Annotated in this window: 1 protein-coding gene and 3 pseudogenes; 1 reads left to right on the forward strand and 3 read right to left on the reverse strand. The window is 73.7% G+C overall.

Features of this window, described 5'->3' with window-relative positions:
• The 3 genes and pseudogenes from CCN35_RS16170 to CCN35_RS16175 all read right to left on the reverse strand — a co-directional run.
• Positions 1–202 (reverse strand): annotated as a pseudogene (locus CCN35_RS16170) (cysteine--tRNA ligase); the annotation flags it as partial.
• Positions 199–396 (reverse strand): annotated as a pseudogene (locus CCN35_RS27760) (hypothetical protein); the annotation flags it as partial. The pseudogenes CCN35_RS16170 and CCN35_RS27760, both read right to left, overlap by 4 nt.
• Positions 397–411: 15 nt before the next feature.
• Complete coding sequence (locus CCN35_RS16175) at positions 412–1,845, reverse strand: MFS transporter (protein ID WP_086793261.1); 1,434 nt, start codon at positions 1,843–1,845, stop codon at positions 412–414.
• A 465-nt stretch (positions 1,846–2,310) separates the two neighbouring features.
• On the opposite strand from CCN35_RS16175, the pseudogene CCN35_RS16180 reads away from it, so the two are divergent.
• Positions 2,311–3,123: pseudogene (locus CCN35_RS16180) on the forward strand (DUF3027 domain-containing protein); the annotation flags it as partial.
• Positions 3,124–3,131 lie beyond the last annotated feature (8 nt).

The raw sequence follows: 3,131 nt of genomic DNA on the forward strand, positions 1-3,131 counted from the left end.
CGTTGCGGACGAAGGTGACCTGATAGCCGCGGTAGGCGAACCAGCGGCGCAGGATGTCGAAGTTCAGCCCGGACCGGATGTGCCCGATGTGCGGGGCCGCCTGCACGGTGGCACCACACAGGTAGATCGAGACACACCCCGGCCGCAGCGGGATGAAATCACGGATCTGCCGGGCACTGGTGTCGTACAGGCGAATGGTCACAGAGCGGTCTCCCCAGGGATCGCGGTGCTCGTGCTCCTGCCCGGCCGGGGCCGGACCTGGGCGCAAGCGGCCTTGACGGACGCGGCGACGAGCCCATGGTCCTTCACTCCACGGGCCCTGCTCGCCCCACGGGACACAGTGACGCCCCGGGGGCGGATCGCCGCGACGGCGGTTCGCACATTGTCCGGGGTGAGGCCGCCGAAGAGAAGTCACACCACGCGGGGCCGGGTGCTGCCGCCGCGCCGGGCCGAGACGAGCAGACCGCGGACCGTGGGCACCCAGCCGGCGGCGACGATCGCGGCGCCCACCGACAGACCCAGCACCCCGTTGAGCGGCAGCACGATGCCGATCGCGCCGCCGAGCACCCAGGCCATCTGCAGCAGCGTCTCGGAACGGGCGAACGCCGAGGTCCGCACCAGCTCCGGCACGTCCCGCTGGATCAGCGCGTCCAGGGACAGCTTGCCCAGGGCCTGCCCGAAGCCGGCGACCGCGCCCAGACAGGTCACCAGAACCGCACCGAAGAAGACCGCGGCCGTGATGGCGACCCCCAGCACGATCGCGACGACCGTGACGATGATGATCTCCGGGGCCCGGGCCCGCAGCCACGCCCCGACCGCCGTGCCGAGCGCATTGCCCGCGCCCGCCGCGACGCCCACGATCCCCAGGGACACCGCCGCGTTCGCACCGGCCAGCGGGTGCTCCCGGAGCAGAAAGGCCAGGAAGAAGATCAGAAAGCCGGACAGGCAGCGCAGGGAGGCGTTGGCGGCGAGGGCGTGGGTGACGGCCGTGCCGACCGTGCGCAGCCCGGGCCGCCCCCGCGCGGTGCGGCGCGGGACACGCAGATGCTGCTCGTCCGCGGCGAGCAACGCCCGGTCCTCCCCCTTGGCCGAGTCGACCTTCGGCGGCAGGGAGAAGGACAGGAACGTTCCCGCGATGAAGATCACGAAGGCGCCGTAGAGCGGCCACTGCGCGTCGAGGGCCTGGAGCCCCGCCCCGATGGGCGCGGCCACACCGGTGGCGAGCAGCCCGCCGAGGGTCACCCGGGAGTTCGCCTTGACCAGGGAGAAGCGCGGAGGCAGCAGCCGGGGGACGACGGCACTGCGTACCACGCCGTACGCCTTGGAGGCGACCAGGACGCCGAGCGCCGCCGGATACAGCTCCAGACTGCCGCCGGCCACCGCACCCGCGATGATCAGCGCCAGCAGCGCCCGGGCGAGCATGGCCCCCGCCATCGCGGCACGGCGGCCGTGCGGAAGACGGTCGAGCAGAGGGCCGATCACCGGGGCGAGGAGCGTGAAGGGCGCCATGGTGATGGCGAGGTACAGCGCGACCCGGCCGCGGGCCTCGTCGGTGGGCACGGAGAAGAAGACGGTGGAGGCGAGCGCCACGGTGATCATGACGTCTCCGGCGCCGTTCACCGCGTGCAGCTCGATCAGTCTGCCCAGCCCCGACTCGCCGGCGCCGTGCGCGTTGGCCGCTCTGCGGATGCCGCGGACCGTCGTGGTGACGGGCAGATGCAGGGCACGGCCGACCGCGCGGACGGACCTGCCGAACCGGCCCGGACCGCTGCCCCGGTCGCTCCCCTTGTTCCCCTTGTCCCCATCGACTCCGGTGGTCCCCGGGGACGTCCTTGCGGCTGCCACTCCGTCATACTGCCCCGATTCGGGCCCGTCCGGTGTCATTGCGCCCCGGATGATCCCGACGCGCCCCCATGAGCCACCCGCGCAGCCGGACCCGCGCTCCCGCGCCCCGCCCGCGCGACACCCCGGAGCCGGCCATTCCGGACGACGGGACGGGAAGGTGAGGGCGAGCCCCCTCGGCACGGGGACGGCAAGCGCTGTCGGCGCGGGCACGGGAAGCACCGTCGATGCGGGGCGGGAAACCCCCGTCGGTGTGGGCCGGGCAGGTGCGAGAAGGTAGCGTGCGTTGCGCGTCGTGGCGAACGTTCTCGGCCGCGCGCCCTACGGGCATACCGCAGAATGGATGACGTAGGTGCGCCCGAGCACGGCGGGCGCGGATGTCGACGCGGTCCCCGGGTCCGCTCCGTCCGCCCCATTGCCTTCAGGCCGGCGCACCCGTACAGACGGCGTAGGAGAGAAGCGATACCTGTGAGCGCAGCGACCACGCGAAGCCGCACCCCCGACCGCCTGTGCGCCGAGGCCGTCGACCTTGCCCGGGCCGCAGCAGAGGAGGCGGCCGCCCCCGGGGTCGTGGGTGAGCACACGGGCGTGATCTCCGAGGGCAACCGGGTCGTCACCCACTTCTTCGAGTGCAAGGAGCTCGGCTACCGCGGCTGGCGCTGGGCCGTCACCGTGGCCCGCGCCTCCCGGGCCAAGGTCGTCACCGTCGACGAGGTCGTCCTGCTGCCCGGACCGGACGCGGTGCTCGCACCCGAGTGGGTGCCCTGGAGCGAACGTCTGCGCCCCGGCGACATGGGCCCCGGCGACCTGCTGCCCACCGCCGCCGACGACCTCCGCCTGGAACCCGGCTTCTCCGGCGAGGACGAACCCCCGCCGAACTCCGTGCTCTCCGAGGAGACGGCCGAGAAGGCGGAGACGGAGGACGCCGACGCCGCGGAAGGCCCGTCGAGGACCCTCCCCGCCACTGCTCCGTCCCGCGGCTCGATCGCCGCGGTCGCCGACGAACTGGGCATGCGCCGCGCCCGCGTCCTCTCCCGCCACGGCCTGCGCCTTGCCGCCGACCGCTGGGAGGAGGCGTTCGGCCCCCGGACCCCGATGGCCCAGGCGGCCCCGGCGACCTGCGTGAGCTGCGGCTTCCTGGTGCCGATCGGCGGCTCCCTGGGCCAGGCCTTCGGCGTCTGCGCCAACGAGTTCTCCCCGGCCGACGGCCGTGTGGTCTCCCTGGCCTACGGCTGCGGCGGCCACTCCGAGGCCGCGGTCATGCCGAAGCCGCCGCAGCCGTAGGCCAG

Source organism: Streptomyces thermovulgaris (assembly GCF_002155915.1).
Taxonomy (GTDB): domain Bacteria; phylum Actinomycetota; class Actinomycetes; order Streptomycetales; family Streptomycetaceae; genus Streptomyces; species Streptomyces thermovulgaris.